This is a genomic window from Mycobacterium gordonae (assembly GCF_017086405.1).
GTDB classification, from domain to species: domain Bacteria; phylum Actinomycetota; class Actinomycetes; order Mycobacteriales; family Mycobacteriaceae; genus Mycobacterium; species Mycobacterium gordonae_D.
The window spans coordinates 2162507-2180039 of record NZ_CP070973.1 but is presented as its reverse complement, the minus strand read 5'-3'; the positions used below and the strand labels follow the sequence as shown (position 1 = coordinate 2180039).

The window sequence follows — 17533 nt, the reverse complement described above, 5'->3', positions numbered from 1 at the left end:
CGGGAGGGGAACTGATGCGTACGGTTCGAGGCCGGACCGACCGGGTCGTCGTCGTAGGTGCCGGTTTCGCCGGACTTGCGGCGGCACTGCACTTGGCCGGTCGGGGGCGAGAAGTCACGGTGGTCGAGCGTGAGCGGTGGCCAGGCGGCCGGGCCGGACGCCGCGACATCGGCGGCTACCTGATCGACACCGGGCCGACGGTGCTCACCATGCCCGACCTCATCGACGAGGCCTTTGCCGCCGTCGGCGACTCCCTGTCGCAGCGGCTCGACCTCTTGCCGCTGGACCCCGCCTACCGCGCGATGTTCGCCGACGGCGCCGCCATCGACGTCCACACCGACGCCGAGCGGATGGCTGCGTCGGTGCGGGAGTTCGCCGGACCCCAGGAAGCCGCCGGTTACCGGGCGCTGCGGGACTGGCTGGACCGCCTCTACCGCACAGAGTTCGACGGCTTCATCGCCGCCAACTTCGATTCGCCGCTGTCCATGCTCACCCCACAGCTGGCTCGGCTGGCCGGCCTCGGCGGGTTCCGCCGCTGGGAGACGATGGTCAAGCGGTACATCGCCGATCCCAGGCTGCGGCGGGTATTCACCTTCCAGGCCCTCTACGCCGGAGTGGCGCCGCAGGACGCGCTCGCCGTCTACGCCGTGATCGCCTATATGGACACGGTGGCCGGCGTCTTCTTCCCCCGCGGCGGTGTGCGGGCTCTGCCTGACGCTCTCGCCGCCGCCGCTGCGGACGCCGGGGTGCAATTCCGGTACGGATCGACGGTCACCTCGCTGGAGCGCTCCGGTGACCGGGTCAATGCGGTGGTCACCGCCGGGGGCGACCGCATCGCGTGCGACGCAGTGGTTCTGACCACCGAGCTACCGCTGACCTACGAATTGCTGGGCCGCCGCCCCCGGCGCCCGTTGAAGTTGCGCGCCGCCCCGTCGGCCGTGGTGATGCACGTCGGTTGCCCTGCCATCGAGCCACCCCCGGCCCACCACACCATTCTTTTCGGGGACGCGTGGGACCAGACGTTCACCGACATCATCCGCGACGGCGAACTGATGCGGGATCCGTCGCTGTTGGTGACCCGGCCCACCGCCAGCGACGCCGGTCTGGCTCCGGCGGGACATGACCTGCTCTACGTCCTGGCGCCCGCGCCCAACCTGGACCGCGGTCGCATCGACTGGTCGAACACCGCGGAGCCGTACACCCAGACCATGCTCGAGGCGGTGGAACAACGCCTGTTACCCGGCCTGCGCGACGGCGCGGAGGTGCTGCACGTGGACACCCCCGCTGACTGGGCCCGCGCGGGTATGGCGGCGGGCTCGCCGTTCGCCCTCGCACACACCTTCGGCCAGACCGGACCGTTCCGGCCGGCGAACCTGATCCGTGGCATCGACAATGCGGTGCTCGCCGGATCGTCGACGACACCAGGGGTGGGAGTGCCGACCACCTTGATCTCCGGGCGGCTGGCCGCCGACCGCGTCACCGGTGTGCCCGAGCGGTCCACGACACAGCGCATCGACCTGAAAGCCCCGCTGCCGTGATCCGCGCCGAACTCGACGCAGCCGGCATCGACGATCCCGACCTGCGTGCGGCCTATCGCGACTGCCGAAAGATCGCGGCCGCCAACGGCCGTACCTACTTTCTGGCGACCCGGCTGCTCGCACCCGACCAGCGTCCGGCGATTCACGCCCTCTACGCATTCGCGCGCGTCGCCGACGACATTCTCGACGAGTTCAATCCGCACCTGGACTCCCAGGCACGAGCCGACCGGCTGCAAGTGCTCTCCGACCGCTTCTTCGCCGGCGGCAATCAGCGAGACGAGCCGGTGCTGGCCGCGGTCGACGACACCGTGGCCCGCTACCAGATCCCCACTGAGTTGTTCGTGGACTTCCTCGATTCCATGCGCATGGACCTCACGGTCACCAGGTATCCGGACCGCGACGCACTCAACCGCTACATGCGTGGTTCAGCGGAAGTCATTGGCCTGCAAGTGCTCCCAGTGCTCGGAACGGTCGGCGGCACCGACGAGGCGGCACCCTACGCCGAAGCGCTGGGCCGCGCCTTCCAGCTCACCAACTTCCTGCGTGACGTCGACGAAGACCTGCTGCGCGACCGGATCTATCTGCCGGCCGACGAACTCGCCGCCCACGGCGTGGACCGCGAGTTGATGCTGTGGTGTCACATGCATCGCCAGACCGACGCCCGGGTTCGCGACGCGCTGGCCGAGCAGCACAAAATCACCCGCGAGATCTATCGGTTCGCCGCGCAAGGGATTGAGCTGCTGGCACCGCGTTCCCGCCCTTGTGTGACAACAGCTTTGACACTCTACTCGGAAATTCTGGACCGCATCGAGTACAGCGACTTCGCGGTCTTCAGCCACCGCGCCACCGTCGGCAAAGCCCGCCGTCTTCAGGTCGCCGGCGGCGCCCTGTTCCAGTCCTGGCGGATCCGCCGATCACTACCCGACGGCCGAAGGCCCGGCGCCGCATGAGCGACCACTGGCAGTATCTGATCGTGCTGGGACTGTGCCTGCTGATCACGTTGCCGCTGGAAGTGTTCGGCAAGGGGGTGTACCGGCAACCGGGACGCCTGGTGCGTGCGGTGGTGCCGTTCGCGGTGATTTTCCTGGTGTGGGACGCCATTGCGATCGCCGCCGGAATATGGTGGTACAACGGCAAATACATCACCGGCATCGAGTTGCCACCGCGCATACCCATCGAGGAGGTGCTGTTCTTCCTGGTGATACCCGTGTGCGGCCTGCTCACTTACAGCGCGGTGAGCACCATCCTGGACTGGAGCAGACGCCGATGACCGGACTGGGTTACACCGTTCCGGCCGTGGTGTCGGTGCTGGCCGTCTGTGCGGTCGAGTTCACGGTGCTGCGCACCGGCTTGTTCCGCAAGCTCGCCTACTGGCTGTCGATGGTGATCGTGCTCGGCTTCCAGGTTCCGGTCGATGGCTGGCTGACCAAGCTCAGCGCCCCGGTGGTCATTTACGACGAGCGCCAGACCAGCGGCCTGCGCTTTCCCTTCGATATCCCCATCGAGGACTTCCTGTTCGGCTTCGCCCTGGTCACCGGGGTGCTGCTGGTCTGGGAGTATCAACGTGTACGGCGGTGATCATGGATAAAGCAGGTCTTGCTCGCAGCGACGTCCCGGACGCGTTCGACGTCGGTGCGGATGCCTACGACCGATTGGTGGGCGCCAACCCCGGCTATCACGCGAACCTGCGGCGTTCGGTGCAGCGCATGGGCTTGCCGGACAGGGGCCGCGGCTTACGGCTGCTCGACGCCGGGTGTGGCACCGGCGCGTCGACGGCCGCGCTGCTGGCGGCGGCCCCGGAAGCCGAGATCATCGCCGTCGACGCCTCGGCCGGCATGTTGGAGGCGGCGCGGGCCAAATCCTGGCCATCGTCAGTGCGGTTCGTGCACACTCCCATCGAGAAACTCGCTCAGCACGGCATCACCGGCCCGTTCGACGGCATTCTGGCGGCCTACCTGCTGCGCAACCTGGCCGACCCGGACAGCCAGCTGCGTTCCTTCCGCGAACTGTTGCGGCCGGGCGGAACGTTGGCGCTGCATGAGTATTCCGTGCGTGATTCCGCTGTCGCCGTAAGGATTTGGCACGCGGTGTGCTGGGGGATCATCATTCCGTCCGGGTGGTGGCGCACCCGGAGCACCACCTTGTACCGCCATTTGTGGCGCAGCGTGCTCAGTTTCGACGGCGCTCAACGGCTGCGGCAGCGGATATCCGACGCCGGTTTCAGCACAGTCCGCAGCGAAACCATGCCAGGCTGGGAGCGCAACATCGTTCATACCTTTATCGGGGAGGTGCCGCTGTGACCGACCGCCGCCGCGTACGACACCCGGCAACGCGTGGGTTGGCCGATGCCACGTCGCTGTCGAAGCGTCCTCGCGCGGTGGTCGTCGGGGCCGGGATTGCCGGGCTGGCTGCAGCCACCGGTCTCGCCGAACGGGGTGTGGACGTCGAGGTGGTGGAGAAGGAGCCCTACCTCGGCGGGCGCGTCGGTGGTTGGACCGAACAGGACGGTGGCGTCGACGTCGCGATGAACCGCGGATTTCACGCCTTCTTCCGCCAGTACTACAACCTGCGGGCGCTGCTGAGCCGGGTCGATCCACAGCTGCGGATGCTGACACCGGTGACCGACTACCCGTTGATCGACGGCCAGGGCAGGCTCGACACCTTCCGCGGGTTGCCCCGCACACCCCCCTTCAACGCGCTGGTGTTCGCGTTGCGCAGCCCCACCTTCCGGCTCTCCGATCTGGTCCGTATCGACGCCCGGGCGTCGGCACCGCTGGCCGCGGTATCGGTTCCCGAGGTCTATCACCAGCTGGATCACATCGACGCCGAGACATTTCTGAAGAGCATCAATTTCCCCGAGTCGGCGCGTCACCTCGCCTTCGAGGTGTTCTCCCGCAGCTTCTTCGCCGAAACGAACCAGCTCTCGGCCGGTGAACTCGCGACGATGTTTCACATCTATTTCCTGGGTTCCAGCGAGGGACTGATCTTCGACGTCGCTAACGCCAATTTCGATGTGAGCCTGTGGAATCCGCTCCGGGAGTATCTGAGTCAGCGTGGTGTCCTATTCCGGCTGGGCACACAGGTTCAACGGGTCGACACCGCTGAGGGCGGTTACCACGTGCAGACCGGGGATGGTGCGCTGTCCGCCGACGCCGTGGTGCTGGCGCTCGACGTGGGCGGTCTGCAGGACATCGTCGCCGCATCGAACGGCCTGGGTAACGACCTGTGGCGGGCACAGATACGGCGGCTACGCACCGCGCCGTCGTTCGTGGTTCATCGACTGTGGCTCGATCGCCCGGTCAGGTCGGACCGGGCCCCCTTCCTGGGTACCGCGGGACATCCCCCGCTCGACAACATCAGCGTCCCGGAGCGCTACGAGTCCGAAGCGGCCGCATGGGCGCGCCAGACCGGCGGGTCCGTCATCGAATTACATTCCTATGCACTGGATTCGACGACTCCCAGCGATGCGGCGATCGAGCAGCTGCACAAGCTGTACCCCGAGACGGCGACGGCCAACGTGGTACGAGAACGCGTGCTGCGACGCAGCGACTGCCCGCTGTTCACCCCAGGCACCTACACCCGGCGACCTACCGTGGCGACGCCGCAACCCGGGTTGGTGCTGGCCGGTGATGGCATCCGGGTGGACCTGCCGGTGGCGTTGATGGAGCGCGCCGCCACCACCGGATGGGTGGCCGCCAACCAGTTGCTCGCAAGCTGGGGGGTGTGCGGTCACGAGCTGTTCACCGTTCCCACCCGCGGCCGCTCTGCGCTGCTGCGAACGCTGGCGCTGCGACAGATTCGAGGGCGGGCATGAGCGCCGGCGATCAGATCCGCGATCGGTGGCCCAAGAACTGGCCACTGCAACTGATTCCGCGGGAGCCGTGGACAAAGCAGCGTCCCACCTACGGTCAGGCTCAGCCGGCGATCATCAACGCCGCGTTGGAGCGGTCGCAGCGTCGCCCCACCGGAAACTGGTACGTTTTCGCGGCGAGCGCTGACGTGCGACCCGGCCGACCGCTCGGCGCCCGCGTTGCCGGCGTCGAACTGGTCGCCTGGCGCGATCGGCTCGATCATTTGACGGTGGGGCCGGCCAGTTGCCCCCATCTGGGCGCGGACCTGGCCACCGGCACGGTCTCCGACGGCGTGCTGTTCTGTCGCTGGCATGGGCTGGCCTTGGACGGTACGTCCTGCAAGCTGGGCTGGGCTGCACTGCCCAGCTATGACGACGGGGTGCTGGCGTGGGTGCGATTGGACGCTGTCGGCGCCGAAGCGCCGCTGGACGTGCCGGTGATTCCCGATCGACCGACCAGGACGACGCTGCCGGCCGTCGCCCGCCTCGTCGGCACCTGCGAACCGCAGGACATCATCGCCAACCGACTCGACCCCTGGCACGGCAGCTGGTTCCACCCCTACTCGTTCACCCGCCTAGAGGTGCTGACCACGCCGACGGAGGAAGACGACCGGTTCGTCGTCTCGGTCACCTTCCGGGTGGGCCGCTTCGGCGTGCCCACCATCGCGGAATTCAGCTGCCCCGAGGCACGCACCATCGTCATGCGCATCGTCGAAGGCGAGGGTGCGGGCAGCGTCGTCGAAACACATGCCACCCCAATGGGTCCCGGGCCGGACGGACAACCGCGCGTCGCCGTGATCGAAGCCGTCGTCGCGCATTCCCAACGCCCCGGGTTCAAGGCGGCACTTTCGGTCGCGCCACTGGTGACGCCCTTGATGCGCTATGCCGCCAATCGGCTGTGGCGCGACGACCTGGCCTATGCCGAGCGCAGATACCGACTGCGAAGCGGCAGCTGATTCTCCCGCCGCGTGCTCTAGGCTGAATCAGCGATGAACAGAAGATATTTCGCCTTGGTCGTCGCCACCGTCGCGGCACATTTCGCCTATCTCGCGTATCTGCCGAGCGGGGGCTTTCTGGCGTTGCGCTGGCGGCGCACCTTCTGGCTGCACCTTCCGGCCGTGGCGTGGGGCGTCGCCGTGGTGGCACTGAACCTTCGCTGCCCGCTGACTTCACTGGAAGAGTGGGCCCGGGCCCGGGCCGGCATGGGCGAGTTGCCTGAGAAGGGATTCATCGGCCGCTATGTGGATGGCACCGTCTTGCCGGCTGACCGTACCGGAACCGCCCAGGCACTGGCATTCGCCGCAGCCGGGCTCTCCTGGATCGCGTTAATCATCCAGGGCCGGCGGGTACCCGACTCAGGGCCTAACCGATGCCGAGGGAAGCGAATTCACGTGAGCGACGACAAGCTGCGCAAGGGCGACAAGGTCGAGTGGAAGAGCCACGGTAACACCGTCGAAGGCAAGGTTGAGCGGAAGATCACCTCGGATACCGAAGCGGCCGGGCGCACCGTGCGGGCATCAAAGGACGATCCGCAGTATCAGGTGCGCAGCGACAAGACCGGCAAAGATGCCGTGCACAAGCCGGACGCGCTGCGCCGCCAGGACGGCTGACCGATCGCGGTGGCCCGCAGCACCGACGACACCACGCGCCAGATCCTCTGCATGACCCGGCCAGCTCGAAAAGCGAAAACGCAGACTTCACCGGGTCATGACCGACGCCGCCAAAGGGTCGCCATCCTGCGCTCTGAGCACGTATAGCTCAACCACGATCGCGATGCCCATCTGTGCCAGGCGACCAGCGTTGTTCGCTGATGGGCGGGGGCCACGACACGACCATGCCGGTGCAGCGTGCGGCCGGCTGACGCACTTATGAGCGCACACGCCGTACTCTGAATGGTTGATGAAGGGTGCGGGCAAATGACCAAGCGCGGCGTGGGCGAGCCGCCGCCGAGGCGGGCGGAGCTGGAGCGGCAGCTCTCCGCCGACATTCGCGCAATCACCGCCCGTTCTGACCGCGTCGGCCGCCACTACGCACGCATCAACGACGTCAGCAACAGTGATTTTCACGCCTTGCTGCACATCATGGTGGCCGAGACAGCGGGTGCCCCCTTGACCCTGGCCCAGCTGCGCCAACGCATGGACGTGTCGCCTCCGGCCATCACCTACCTGGTCGACCGGATGATCGAAGCCGGTCACATCCGGCGCGAACCCGACCCGGAAGACCGCCGCAAGTGGCTGCTGCGCTACGAGACCCGGGGCATGACCCTGGCGCACACGTTCTTCAGCCCGCTCGGAGCCCATATCCGCGAGGCCCTGGCCGACCTGCCGGACAAAGACCTGGTGTCAGCCCACCGGGTATTTATGGCGATGATCGACGCGATGGCCACGTTCGAGGACGAGCTGGCCGCGCCCGAGCAACACGAGGATTCAGCGGAACTCGGCCGAGGCGCTTCGGCTTCCCGGCGGCGGGGTGCCCGGTCCCACGCGCCGAGGCGCTGACACTAACCGCTGCTCGATCAGGTCAGCACCTCGTGCCACACCTCCAGTTGCAGCGAATCCGGCGGCAACCCGACGCGCTCCTGCCGTCATCCTCTCCGCTTTGAGCACTGCGGCACGCAGCCGGTCCGGGGTGAGCCGCTTGGGTGGCAGCCGGGTTCCGCACTCAGCCACCTCGACGCGACGTGCCACCTCGCCCTGGTCACGCGCGAACGGCACCACGCAGACCGGGACGCCCCGGTTCAGCGCCTTCACGGTCGTTCCCATCCCACCGTGCGTGACGACACACACAGCCCGGTCGAGCACCGGACCATGGTCCAGAAACTGGCACACCGTCGCATTCGGGGTCTGCGGCAGCCCCGCGGGCACACCGGCCGGAAAGGTCGCCACCACGTGAACCGGTTCCTCGGCCAATGCCTGCAGCGCAATGTGCCCCAACTTCGCGTCGGCCTGGGCGATCGACGAGGTACTCACCAGCACGATGGGGCGCTCGATGGACTGCAGCCAATCCGGAGCCGGACCGGCCATCTGCTGAAATACGCAGGGACCGACGAAGTGCACCATATCGGACCAATCCGGATGCGGGTACTCGAACGGCTCGCCTCCCACCGCCAATAGCAGCGGCGCCCGGCGCATCAACTGGTCCACCGAATCGATCAGCGGAGCGCCCAGGCCGGCGCGAAGCGCGTTGATCCGCGGCAACATCGGGCGATCGAACAGGAATCTGACGAACGGCCGCATCGAGGCGTCGCGGATGCGGCCTATGAAGCCCGGCAGCGGCCGCAGTCCCGGGCCGAACGGCGGCGCCGACCGCGATCGCAGGTACGGCGTGAACGGCGAGAACACCGCCCACGGCAAGCCAGCGACGTCAGCCGCCGACATCGCGCCCCAACAGTTCGCATCGACGATGACGGCCTCAGCTGCTGTCTCGCTGACCGCGTGCCGGAGATCATCCACCTCGAACACGGCCCGCCGGCAGAGCACGTCGATGGACCGCTTGAGGACGCCTAAAGCGTTGCGCGCCAACCAGTCATCACCGACGATATTCTCGATGCGAGGGTCGACGGATTCGGTGTGAATACCGACGGCCCGCATCGAGGCGACCTCACCGCTCATCGTGCGCAGGTGGACCTGGTGCCCGCGCCCGGTCAGCTCGGTCAGCAGTGCGGCCATCGGGTAGAGATGACCCAGTGCGGGCGAACCGTAAGCCAGAATGACCGCCACAGGTTCGCCTAGGTGACAGGTAGCGCGCCGAGCTTGCGCACCGTCGGCAGATCTGCCGCTCCGCAACAGTGCAGGCAGATGCGTAACTCGTCGATGAACCCTTGCAGCCAGGCCGTCGCCGCGGCGGCGGACTCGATGGCCGATGCCAGCAGCGGCCTAGCAACCGCCACTACGTCAGCGCCCAGGGCGATCGCTTTAGCCGCGTCCGTACCTGTCCGGATCCCGCCGGAGGCCACCAGCGGGATGCTTGGCAGTGCCGCGCGCACCTCGAGGAGCGCCTGCGCGGTGGGTATCCCCCAGTCGGCGAGATCCGGATACCGCAGTTCGCCATAACGGACAAACTGCTCGACGCGCGACCACGACGTACCGCCGGCCCCGGCGACGTCAATGGCGGCCACGGGCGACTCTCCGGTGAGCCGCAGCAGGTCGGCAACGGCGCTCGCCCCGATGCCGTGGCCCACTTCCTTCAGCAGCACCGGATAGTCCAGCATCGCGGTCAGCTCGTGCAGCCGGTCCAGCGACCCGGCGAAGTCGGTGTCACCGTTGTGCTGCATCGCCTCTTGTAGCGGATTGGTATGAACCGCAAGCGCATTCGCGCCGACCCGGTCCAGCGCCCGGGCAATTTCCGGTATCGCGTCCTTGACGAACTGGGACAACCCGATATTGCCCACCAACAGCACGTCGGGGGCCACGTCCCGCACGGCGAAGCTGGACGCGGCCTGTTCGCCCAGGGCACGCTCCAACATCACCCGTTGGGACCCGAGCATCATCCCGATGCCCAGCCGTTGGGCGGCGGTCGCCAGATTCCGGTTGATCGTGCCCGACAGCTCGGCACCCCCGGTCATGGCGCCCACCAAAACCGGTGCGCGTAGCGGGGCTCCGAGAAACTCCGTCGATAGGTCGACGTCGGCCAAGTTCGTCTGCGTCAATGCGTTGTAGGGCAACCGATAGCGTTCCAAACCCGTCGTAACCCCGTGATAGGTCACGTCACCGTCCCGGCAGACGTCGATATGACGGAGCTTGCGAGATGTAATGTCGCTGCGCTGTGCCGTCACGGGAATCGGGCCCCACCATTCAGCACGCTCAGACCTCACTCCTGCGCTTAACCGGGACGGCGATTTCGTTGCGGCGCAACGCCGGAACGGTCCAGGGCGGGTCGTAGAACCAGGCTGCCGGGGAGTCCGTCGGCTCGAATCCCAATTCGCCCAGTGTGCCCATCAACTGCTTGGTGTGCGAGGCGACCGCCCGCTCGGTGGGAATTCCGTTGAAGGTGTGTACCGCAACCGTTGTGGGTGGCACGGTCACCAACTTCACATCGCCGTCATCAGGCGACGGCAGGGTGTCCATCGTCTTGTGGGAAGGCATGAAGAACTGAATCACCCATTCGCCCTTGCTGCGGGATTCCTGCGCCACCGGCGCGGTCATGGCCACCTTCTCCCGGTCGTTATTGGCGCCGAAGATGTAGCGTGCGAGACGGCGGAACCCGACGTTACGCGCCGATTCCTCATCCGCGACGACTGTGGTCTGAGCAGCGATGCGATCACCATAGTGCCGGATCTCCACATCGCGGGTCAGCTTCTCGGTCGTGTGGGCAGGCTCCTCGATGTTGTGACGGTAGCCCACGACCATGCCGGCCGCTTCAACGAACTGCCCCACAACTGAGCTGATCGCTTTCAACAAGGTCGCCTCTTTCCCTGATCGATCCCATCGTGTCTGGATTTCGCGGCTCCCACAACTGAGCCTGTGCTCAGATCTGCGTCATTGGCACTACTCCGCCACCCTGGCAGGAGCCCCGGCATGTTCAGCATACGCCCAACAGACAATCTTGTTAAGTAAATGAATGTTTAATTCAATTAAGTTTTGCGATGAAGTCCGGCACCGAACCTTCGAACTGCGAACTCCAGCGCATGCCGCGTCCGACGACCCGGCAGCGGGATCCCCTGCCACTCGGCCAGCCGAACCGTCACAACGCTGTTGCGGTGACGACTGTGCCGAACCGAGCCGCCAGATTCCGTCTAGGCTGGTCTCAGTTGAGTCCGCAGCTACAGTTCCTTCTTCCACAACTTGATAGGCCACATCGATGCACGCTGTAGATTCACCGAACCAACGACGCCCCCGCTACCGCTACGTCGTTAATTGCGATGGGGCACAGATGTTTGTATACGCCCGCAGTCTGGCAACCGTGGTACGGGTGGACGGCGGTATAGACGCGTCGAACGCCGGACAGATCGCCACGGAGATACGTCGATTCACCAAGGCACGCTCGCCCCTGATCATCGATCTCAGTCGTCTGGACTTCCTCGGCATCGAAGGATTTCAGCAGTTGCTCGCCCTCAACCATCAGCATCAGGCCGCCGGCCTCTACTGCAGGGTGGTCAGCGGTGTGGCGCTGGACCCGCTGGTTCGGGTCGTTAGGGATCACGGACTACCTCTTGTCACTTCGGTGGCCGAAGCGTTGCAACTGATCGATGACGGCCTGGCCACCCGCCGTCACGTTCCCAGACTCGTCCGGTAGGGGCACATCGATGACACCAGCTGATCAGCCGGGCCGCCACTTTCCCTACAGTTACGACGCGCGCCTGGCGCCGCTGTGGCTTCCGTTCCGCTGGCCCGGCGTGCAGGGCGTCACGCTCACCGATGACGGGCGCTTCGTGGCGCGGTACGGCCCGCTGCGGGCCGAAGCTCCCTTGTCGGACGTGGTTGACGCTCATGTCACCGGCCCCTACCGCTGGTGGACCGCGGTAGGACCACGACTGTCACTGGCTGATGACGGACTCACTTTCGGCACCAACGCGCGTGCGGGAGTCTGCATCCATTTCGAGCCACGTATCCACCGAGTCATCGGATTTCGCGACCACTCAGCCTTGACAGTCACCGTCTCCGATCCCCAAGCCCTGGTCAGGGCGCTGAAGTCCGGGGATTGATCGAAGCGGAAACTCTGCTCAACACCGTCGAACCAGCGGCACCGTCGCCTCGTTACCACTAGGTACCCCAGCTTAATTAGATTAATGTTTAATAATCTTAAGCTTTGCTGCGGTTGCCACGGGAAGTGTCATCACGAGGACGGAACATGCTTGCCGCACTTACACGAGTCTCCGTCGCCGCGCCGCGACGGGTTATCGCCGCTGCTCTCTTGGTGATGATCGGAGCTGCCGTTTTCGGAATCCCTGCTGCCGGCAGCCTCTCCGGAGGTGGCTTCCTCGATCCCGATTCCGAATCCGCGCGCGCGTCGGCTTTGCTCGCCAACACTTTTCACCAAGGTGACATGGAGTTGGTGCTGCTCGTGACATCGGAAACCGGGGTTAATGCGGGCACGGCACTGCAGATCGGCAGGGACACGGCACGACAGCTTGTCGAGTCGCCGTTCGTGTTCCAGGTCGGCTCACCATGGCAGCAGCCACCCACCCCCGGCACGCTCAGCGGCGACGGAAAAACGGCCATGATCATCGCTGCACTCAAGGGTGACGAGAACACCGCCGCCAAGCACGCCCAGCAATTGGCCGATCGCTTCGTCGGAACCCGAGACGGCGTGGGGGTGCAAGCCGGTGGATCCGCAATGGTTTATGCGCAGATCAACAAACAGACCGAAAACGATCTGCTCCGAATGGAAGTCATCGCAATTCCATTGAGCTTCATTGCCCTGGTCTGGGTGTTCGGCGGGTTGCTGGCAGCCGCGCTGCCGGTGGCGGTGGGTGGGTTCGCGATCCTGGGGGCACTCGCCGCGCTACGAGGGATCGCGCAGGTCACGGATGTGTCGATCTTTGCGCTGAACGTCGCGGTGGCCCTGGGTTTCGCGCTGGCCATCGACTACACGCTGTTGATCGTCAGCCGCTACCGAGACGAGTTGGCCGACGGTGTGCCACCCACCGAAGCTGTGCTGCACACCATGGGCACCGCCGGGCGAACGGTGCTTTTCTCCGCGATGACAGTGGCCCTGGCGCTGTTGGGAATGGTGTTCTTCCCGATGTACTTCCTTAAGTCCTTCGCGTATGCCGGCATCGCGGTGGTGGCTTTCGCCGCCGCCGCCGCGGTGTCGATCACACCGGCGGCGCTGGTGTTACTAGGCGACCGGATCGACGCCTTCGATGTGCGCCGCCTGGGAAGGCGGATACTGGGGCGTCCGGAGCGACCTGCGCCACCGATCGAGCAGACCTTCTGGTATCGCCTGGCGAAATTCGTTATCAGGCGGTCGATCCCGCTCGGCCTAATTCTGATAGCGCTGTTGCTTGCGCTGGGCGCACCCTTCCTCGGCGTGAGATGGGGCTACGCCGACGACCGCGTGCTGCCCGCCACGTCGTCGGCGCGATTGGCCAACGACCGGATCCGTGACGAGTTCCCCTCGAACTCGGCGACCCGGGTCAAGATCGTGATTCCCGACACCGCCGGCCTGAGCCGCTCGGATCTCGACACCTACGCCGCTCAGCTGTCTCGGGTGCCAGACGTGGCTTCCGTTTCGGCTCCGACCGCGACCTTCGTCGCCGGCGCTCCCCAGGGACCTCCGTCGGCGCCGACCGGAATGGCCGACGGCGCGGCTTTTCTCACGCTGGACAGCTCTGCGCCGCTGTATACACAGGCGTCCGAGACACAGTTGGATCGCGTGCACGCGATCACGTTGCCGGCTGGCAAGCATGCCCTCATCACCGGTCTGGCGCAGACGAATCGCGACTGTGTTCACGGCATCACATCGAGATTGCCCATAGTCTTCGGGTTCATCGCGATCGTCATGCTGGTGCTGCTGTTTCTGCTGTCCGGCAGTGTGGTGCTCCCGATCAAGGCTGTGTTGCTCAACATGTTGTCGTTGACCGCGACGTTTGGCGCGTTGGTGTGGATCTTCCAGGAGGGCCATCTCGGGGCGGCCGGCACCACGCCGACCGGAACGCTGGCGGTCAACGTCCCGGTGCTGATGTTCTGTGTCGCCTTCGGGCTGTCGATGGATTACGAGGTGTTCCTGCTGTCGCGCATCCGGGAATACTGGCTCGCGTCACCCCAGACACATGCCGACAACGACGAGAGTGTCGCCCTGGGCATCGCCCGTACCGGTCGAGTGGTCACCGCGGCGGCCCTGCTGATGTCGATCTCGTTCGCCGCCCTGATGTCCGCCGGCGTTTCGTTCATGCGGATGTTCGCGGTGGGGCTGACGATAGCGATCCTGGTGGACGCCACGGTGATCCGGATGATGCTCGTCCCCGCTTTCATGCATGTGCTCGGCCGGCTCAACTGGTGGGCACCGAAACCGGTGGAGAAGTGGCACAGGCGACGGTTTACCGCCATAGCCGAACTGGGACTGCCGCAGCCGTATCAGGAATCCCTGGGGCCCAGTTCAGCTTGAAACTGCCGCATCGCCGCCAGCAGTGCGTTGAATACCCGATGCGCGGCAGCCAGATCGGAGTCAGGCAGGTCAACCATCGCTTCATGGGTGTGCTGCCCGAGCGGGGTGAAGAACAACCGCGCGGTGTTCATTCCGGGTTCGGCATGCCGCAGAATCACCTTTCGCCTGTCGGCCGGATGCGAGTCCCGGCGAATGTGCCCGGAGTCGATCAGCCGATCGACCAGGTAGGTGATCGCGGCACCGGACAGACCCATTCGCTGACTCAGGTCGCCGGACGTCATCGGCTGACCTGCCGTCTCGGCGACCATGATGTGCAGCAGCGCACGAAAGTCGGTCGGCCGAACATCATGGGAGACCGCGAAGATCCGGCCTATCTGGTCGGACTCAGACGACAACTCCCGCAGATCAGCGGTGATCTGCGATTCCAGGGCGGCCCGCCGGGACGCCTGCTCGTCGGTTTGCATGCCGAGGTGCAGCATATCGGGTTCCCCGCCTAATTTCAGTTGATTAATATTTCAGTTACTGAAATGCTTGGGTGTGTGTGGGAGGGGTTTGCCTCAGCAGTGACACGACGACACTCCTGGCTGCTCGCGCTGGGGGTGTTGGTGGTGGCCGTCGGTTTCATGGTGTTGGTCGGTGGGAATGCCGCAGCGGGACAGGCGCCACTGTCGGTGCCTACCGATTCCGATTCGGCAAAGGTGCAGAAGCTGTCCAGCCAGTTCCCCGGTGGAGACCGGGTACCACTGATCGTGGTGGTCACCGGTACTGCCGACCAAACCAAGGACGCACTGAAGCAGGCGTGCGAAGGCGCCCTGGGCCGGATGCAGGCGAATGCCGGTGCGCCTGCGGCGCCGGTGCTGGTGTCGGCCGACGGCAAAGCGGCGATCGGAGTGGTCCCGATCAGCGCCGACCTGTCGGGACTGCCCCTCAACGATGCCGTGGCTGCGATGCGCTCCGCCGCGAACACGGGCCTGCCGCAAGGAATGAAGGCCCATATCACCGGCGGGCCGGCATTCGGCGCGGACATCGCGAACGCATTCAGCAACGCCAACATCACGCTGCTCGCGGTCACCGCATCGGTGGTCGCCCTGCTGTTGATCGCAACCTACCGCTCACCGGTGTTGTGGTTGGTGCCCCTGATCGTTATCGGCTTAGCCGACCGATTGGCCAGCGCCGTCGGCATCGCGGTTGCCGACCTGACCGGCTTGAATTTCGACGGCTCCACCTCCGGCATCACCAGCGTGTTGGTGTTCGGCGCCGGCACCAATTACGCGTTGTTGCTCATTTCGCGCTACCGGCAGGAACTTCGGCGTCACCGCGACCACCGCGATGCGTTGCGGCAAGCGGTGCGGATGGCCGGACCCGCGATCGTGGCCAGCAACGCCACCGTGGTGCTGGCGCTACTCACCCTGCTCTTCGCATCCACCCCCAGCACCCGCAGTCTGGGAGGGCTCGCGGCCTGCGGACTGTTGGTAGCCGCGATCTCAGTGCTGGTGCTGCTACCGCCACTGCTGGCGGTGTGCGGGCGGCGGCTGTTCTGGCCGTTCGTCCCACAGCCCGCAACACACACCCACCACGCGGCGCCGGACACCGGCATCTGGCACCGCGTCGCCGAATCCGTGTCGCGCCGTCCGGTGCTCGTCGCATCGGTGACGATCGTGCTGTTGGGGGTCCTCGCCACCGGCCTACTGAGCACGCACATCGGGCTGACGCAGACCGAACAATTTCGCGTCAAAGCGGATTCGGTGACCGGCTTCGACATCGTGGCGCGGCATTTCCCGGCCGGTTTGGCCAACCCCACCGAAGTGATAGCCCCGACCGATAAGGCAACGCAGGTGCAGCGGGCGATCACCTCCACCCCCGGAGTGGTGTCGGCCAATCAGTCCGGGACCTCAACCGGCGGACTGACCAAATGGTCGGTGGTGACCGACTCCGCTCCGTCCTCTCCGCAGGCATTCAGCACCGTTGCGGCGCTGAGGCATTCGACCAAGGCGGTGTCCCCGGACGCTCTGGTCGGCGGCCCGGATGCGCAGGCGCTCGACGTGCGCGACGCCGCGGTACACGATCGGATCCTGCTGATCCCGGCGATCCTGCTGGTGATCATGGTGGTGCTGTACCTGCTGCTGCGGTCGGCGCTGGCGCCCCCCACGCTGCTGGCGGCAACGATCCTGGGCGCCCTGGCCGCACTCGGACTCGGGGGTTGGGCGAGCATGCACGTGTTCGGATTCCCCGCGCTGGACAACATTGCTCCGCTCTATGCGTTCCTCTTCCTGGCCGCACTCGGGGTGGACTACACCATCTTCCTGGTCACCCGCGCTCGCGAGGAGGCAGCGCAGTACGGCGCGCGCGACGGCATGGTCCGTGCGGTGTCCGCGACTGGCGGCGTCATCACCAGCGCGGGAATCGTTCTGGCCGCGGTCTTTTGCGTACTCGGCGTGTTGCCGCTGATTGTCATGACGCAACTGGGCATCATCGTGGGCCTGGGCATTCTGCTCGACACCTTCGTCGTGCGCACCCTGGTGATCCCCGCGCTCTTCGCCCTCATCGGCGACCGCATCTGGTGGCCCGCTGACCTCACCCACGTCACAACCGAAGGGAAACAACATGAGTAAGTCAACTCTGGCCGGCACCGCGCTGGCCGTCACCGCCGCGGCGGCCTCCGGCAGCGTCGCCAGCCCGAACCGGACTCCCGGTTGGTACGACCGACTCCGCAAACCGAGTTTCCAGCCACCCAAGGCCGCTTTCCCGATCGCCTGGACCAGCCTCTACACCGATATCGCGGTCACCTCGGCCAACACCATCGACCGGTTCCGCGAAGACGGTCGCGAGCAGGAAGCCCGCAGCTACATCGCAGCACTCGGGGTGAACCTGGCCATCAACGCGGGATGGAGCTGGCTGTTCTTCCGCTATCACAAATTGGGCCCGTCGGCGGTGGGCGCCGCTGCGCTGACCGCCAGCAGCGCCGATCTGGTGCGCAGGGCTGTCGACGCCGACCCGCGCAAGGGCTGGGCACTACTGCCCTACCCGCTGTGGTGCGGATTTGCCACGGTACTGGCCACGACCATCTGGCGGCTCAACCGCTGAAGGGAGCCCGGAC

At 65.9% G+C, this 17533-nt stretch carries 18 protein-coding genes and 1 pseudogene; 15 read left to right on the top strand and 4 right to left on the bottom strand.

Annotated features, from left to right (window positions below; all coding sequences use genetic code 11):
- Positions 1-14: 14 nt before the first annotated feature.
- The 10 genes and pseudogenes from crtI (at position 15) to JX552_RS09485 (ending at position 7886) form a co-directional block, all read left to right on the top strand.
- Positions 15-1538, top strand: a complete 1524-nt coding sequence (gene crtI / locus JX552_RS09530) for a phytoene desaturase family protein (RefSeq protein ID WP_205877097.1) — start codon at positions 15-17, stop codon at positions 1536-1538.
- Positions 1535-2488 carry a phytoene/squalene synthase family protein gene (locus JX552_RS09525; protein ID WP_205877096.1) on the top strand — a complete coding sequence of 318 codons (954 nt, stop codon included), beginning with the start codon at positions 1535-1537 and terminating at the stop codon, positions 2486-2488. The genes crtI and JX552_RS09525 overlap by 4 nt, the downstream gene beginning before the upstream one ends.
- Positions 2485-2808 carry a lycopene cyclase domain-containing protein gene (locus JX552_RS09520; RefSeq protein WP_205877095.1) on the top strand — a complete coding sequence of 108 codons (324 nt, stop codon included), beginning with the start codon at positions 2485-2487 and terminating at the stop codon, positions 2806-2808. The genes JX552_RS09525 and JX552_RS09520 overlap by 4 nt, the downstream gene beginning before the upstream one ends.
- Positions 2805-3116 (top strand): lycopene cyclase domain-containing protein, encoded by a 312-nt coding sequence (locus tag JX552_RS09515; RefSeq protein ID WP_205877094.1) that lies wholly within the window; start codon positions 2805-2807, stop codon positions 3114-3116. Before JX552_RS09520 ends, JX552_RS09515 begins: the two co-directional genes overlap by 4 nt.
- A 2-nt stretch (positions 3117-3118) precedes the next feature.
- Positions 3119-3838: a class I SAM-dependent methyltransferase gene (locus tag JX552_RS09510; protein WP_205877093.1), complete on the top strand. Its 720-nt coding sequence runs from the start codon at positions 3119-3121 to the stop codon at positions 3836-3838.
- A complete protein-coding gene (locus tag JX552_RS09505) occupies positions 3835-5352 on the top strand; it encodes an FAD-dependent oxidoreductase (RefSeq protein ID WP_205877092.1) in 1518 nt (505 codons plus the stop codon). The genes JX552_RS09510 and JX552_RS09505 overlap by 4 nt, the downstream gene beginning before the upstream one ends.
- Positions 5349-6344 (top strand): DUF5914 domain-containing protein, encoded by a 996-nt coding sequence (locus JX552_RS09500; RefSeq protein ID WP_205877091.1) that lies wholly within the window; start codon positions 5349-5351, stop codon positions 6342-6344. Before JX552_RS09505 ends, JX552_RS09500 begins: the two co-directional genes overlap by 4 nt.
- Positions 6345-6377: 33 nt before the next feature.
- A pseudogene (locus tag JX552_RS09495) lies at positions 6378-6704 on the top strand (DUF2784 domain-containing protein); the annotation flags it as partial.
- A 75-nt stretch (positions 6705-6779) separates the two neighbouring features.
- On the top strand, positions 6780-6998 hold the full coding sequence (locus JX552_RS09490) for a hypervirulence associated TUDOR domain-containing protein (protein WP_205878342.1): 219 nt from the start codon (positions 6780-6782) through the stop codon (positions 6996-6998).
- Positions 6999-7304: 306 nt separating this feature from the next.
- The gene (locus tag JX552_RS09485; RefSeq protein WP_205877090.1) at positions 7305-7886 is read left to right on the top strand and encodes a MarR family winged helix-turn-helix transcriptional regulator; all 582 of its coding nucleotides are present in this window, start codon (positions 7305-7307) and stop codon (positions 7884-7886) included.
- On the opposite strand, the gene JX552_RS09480 is transcribed toward JX552_RS09485, so the two are convergent.
- Genes JX552_RS09480 through JX552_RS09470 form a run of 3 tightly spaced genes read right to left on the bottom strand, consistent with a single transcriptional unit; the run spans position 7815 to position 10787 of the window.
- Positions 7815-9107 carry a glycosyltransferase gene (locus tag JX552_RS09480; RefSeq protein WP_205877089.1) on the bottom strand — a complete coding sequence of 431 codons (1293 nt, stop codon included), beginning with the start codon at positions 9105-9107 and terminating at the stop codon, positions 7815-7817. The two genes, JX552_RS09485 and JX552_RS09480, sit on opposite strands and share 72 nt — an antisense overlap.
- Positions 9108-9115: 8 nt before the next feature.
- Positions 9116-10162 carry a type 2 isopentenyl-diphosphate Delta-isomerase gene (gene fni / locus JX552_RS09475; protein ID WP_205877088.1) on the bottom strand — a complete coding sequence of 349 codons (1047 nt, stop codon included), beginning with the start codon at positions 10160-10162 and terminating at the stop codon, positions 9116-9118.
- A 28-nt stretch (positions 10163-10190) separates the two neighbouring features.
- Positions 10191-10787 (bottom strand): SOUL family heme-binding protein, encoded by a 597-nt coding sequence (locus tag JX552_RS09470; RefSeq protein WP_241010986.1) that lies wholly within the window; start codon positions 10785-10787, stop codon positions 10191-10193.
- A 472-nt stretch (positions 10788-11259) separates the two neighbouring features.
- On the opposite strand from JX552_RS09470, the gene JX552_RS09465 reads away from it, so the two are divergent.
- The 3 genes from JX552_RS09465 to JX552_RS09455 all read left to right on the top strand — a co-directional run bounded on the left by JX552_RS09465 (position 11260) and on the right by JX552_RS09455 (position 14436).
- Positions 11260-11622 carry an STAS domain-containing protein gene (locus tag JX552_RS09465; protein ID WP_205877087.1) on the top strand — a complete coding sequence of 121 codons (363 nt, stop codon included), beginning with the start codon at positions 11260-11262 and terminating at the stop codon, positions 11620-11622.
- 10 nt (positions 11623-11632) lie between these two features.
- Entirely contained in the window at positions 11633-12031 is a 399-nt protein-coding gene (locus tag JX552_RS09460) for a hypothetical protein (RefSeq protein WP_205877086.1), read from the top strand.
- Between the two features lie 146 nt (positions 12032-12177).
- Positions 12178-14436 (top strand): MMPL family transporter, encoded by a 2259-nt coding sequence (locus JX552_RS09455; protein WP_205877085.1) that lies wholly within the window; start codon positions 12178-12180, stop codon positions 14434-14436.
- On the opposite strand, the gene JX552_RS09450 is transcribed toward JX552_RS09455, so the two are convergent.
- Positions 14406-14915, bottom strand: a complete 510-nt coding sequence (locus JX552_RS09450) for a MarR family winged helix-turn-helix transcriptional regulator (protein ID WP_205877084.1) — start codon at positions 14913-14915, stop codon at positions 14406-14408. The two genes, JX552_RS09455 and JX552_RS09450, sit on opposite strands and share 31 nt — an antisense overlap.
- Before the next feature lie 48 nt (positions 14916-14963).
- Here JX552_RS09450 and JX552_RS09445 point away from each other — a divergent pair, with 48 nt between their 5' ends.
- Both JX552_RS09445 and JX552_RS09440 read left to right on the top strand, forming a co-directional pair.
- A complete protein-coding gene (locus JX552_RS09445) occupies positions 14964-17048 on the top strand; it encodes an MMPL family transporter (RefSeq protein WP_205877083.1) in 2085 nt (694 codons plus the stop codon).
- Positions 17041-17520 (top strand): TspO/MBR family protein, encoded by a 480-nt coding sequence (locus tag JX552_RS09440; protein WP_205877082.1) that lies wholly within the window; start codon positions 17041-17043, stop codon positions 17518-17520. Before JX552_RS09445 ends, JX552_RS09440 begins: the two co-directional genes overlap by 8 nt.
- The last annotated feature ends 13 nt before the right edge of the window (positions 17521-17533 follow it).